Raw genomic sequence first — 1,738 nt, forward strand, 5'->3', positions numbered from 1 at the left:
TTTTCATCAGACAATCTGTGTGAGCACTACAAAGGCAGGTTCTTTAAGGTAAGGAGGTGATCCAACCGCAGGTTCCCCTACGGTTACCTTGTTACGACTTCACCCCAGTCATGAATCACAAAGTGGTAAGCGCCCTCCCGAAGGTTAAGCTACCTACTTCTTTTGCAACCCACTCCCATGGTGTGACGGGCGGTGTGTACAAGGCCCGGGAACGTATTCACCGTAGCATTCTGATCTACGATTACTAGCGATTCCGACTTCATGGAGTCGAGTTGCAGACTCCAATCCGGACTACGACATACTTTATGAGGTCCGCTTGCTCTCGCGAGGTCGCTTCTCTTTGTATATGCCATTGTAGCACGTGTGTAGCCCTACTCGTAAGGGCCATGATGACTTGACGTCATCCCCACCTTCCTCCAGTTTATCACTGGCAGTCTCCTTTGAGTTCCCGGCCGGACCGCTGGCAACAAAGGATAAGGGTTGCGCTCGTTGCGGGACTTAACCCAACATTTCACAACACGAGCTGACGACAGCCATGCAGCACCTGTCTCAGAGTTCCCGAAGGCACCAATCCATCTCTGGAAAGTTCTCTGGATGTCAAGAGTAGGTAAGGTTCTTCGCGTTGCATCGAATTAAACCACATGCTCCACCGCTTGTGCGGGCCCCCGTCAATTCATTTGAGTTTTAACCTTGCGGCCGTACTCCCCAGGCGGTCGATTTAACGCGTTAGCTCCGGAAGCCACTCCTCAAGGGAACAACCTCCAAATCGACATCGTTTACGGCGTGGACTACCAGGGTATCTAATCCTGTTTGCTCCCCACGCTTTCGCACCTGAGCGTCAGTCTTTGTCCAGGGGGCCGCCTTCGCCACCGGTATTCCTCCAGATCTCTACGCATTTCACCGCTACACCTGGAATTCTACCCCCCTCTACAAGACTCTAGCCTGCCAGTTTCGAATGCAGTTCCCAGGTTGAGCCCGGGGATTTCACATCCGACTTGACAGACCGCCTGCGTGCGCTTTACGCCCAGTAATTCCGATTAACGCTTGCACCCTCCGTATTACCGCGGCTGCTGGCACGGAGTTAGCCGGTGCTTCTTCTGCGAGTAACGTCAATCACCAAGGTTATTAACCTTAATGCCTTCCTCCTCGCTGAAAGTACTTTACAACCCGAAGGCCTTCTTCATACACGCGGCATGGCTGCATCAGGCTTGCGCCCATTGTGCAATATTCCCCACTGCTGCCTCCCGTAGGAGTCTGGACCGTGTCTCAGTTCCAGTGTGGCTGGTCATCCTCTCAGACCAGCTAGGGATCGTCGCCTAGGTGAGCCGTTACCCCACCTACTAGCTAATCCCATCTGGGCACATCTGATGGCAAGAGGCCCGAAGGTCCCCCTCTTTGGTCTTGCGACATTATGCGGTATTAGCTACCGTTTCCAGTAGTTATCCCCCTCCATCAGGCAGTTTCCCAGACATTACTCACCCGTCCGCCGCTCGTCACCCAGGAGCAAGCTCCCTGTGTTACCGCTCGACTTGCATGTGTTAGGCCTGCCGCCAGCGTTCAATCTGAGCCATGATCAAACTCTTCAATTTAAAAGTTTGATGCTCAATGAATTAAACTTCGTAATGAATTACGTGTTCACTCGTTGAGACTTGGTATTCATTTATTGTCCGAAGACATTAAGAATCCATGTCACTTTGAGTGCCCACACAGATTGTCTGATAAATTGTTAAAGAGCAGT

Annotated in this window: 1 rRNA gene; it reads right to left on the reverse strand. The window is 51.9% G+C overall.

Annotation, left to right across the window (positions count from 1 at the left end):
• Positions 1-49: 49 nt before the first annotated feature.
• Positions 50-1,589, reverse strand: a 16S ribosomal RNA gene (locus F3J30_RS22455).
• Between the last annotated feature and the right edge of the window lie 149 nt (positions 1,590-1,738).

This window comes from Enterobacter sp. Tr-810, assembly GCF_011752765.1.
Classification (GTDB): domain Bacteria; phylum Pseudomonadota; class Gammaproteobacteria; order Enterobacterales; family Enterobacteriaceae; genus Enterobacter; species Enterobacter soli.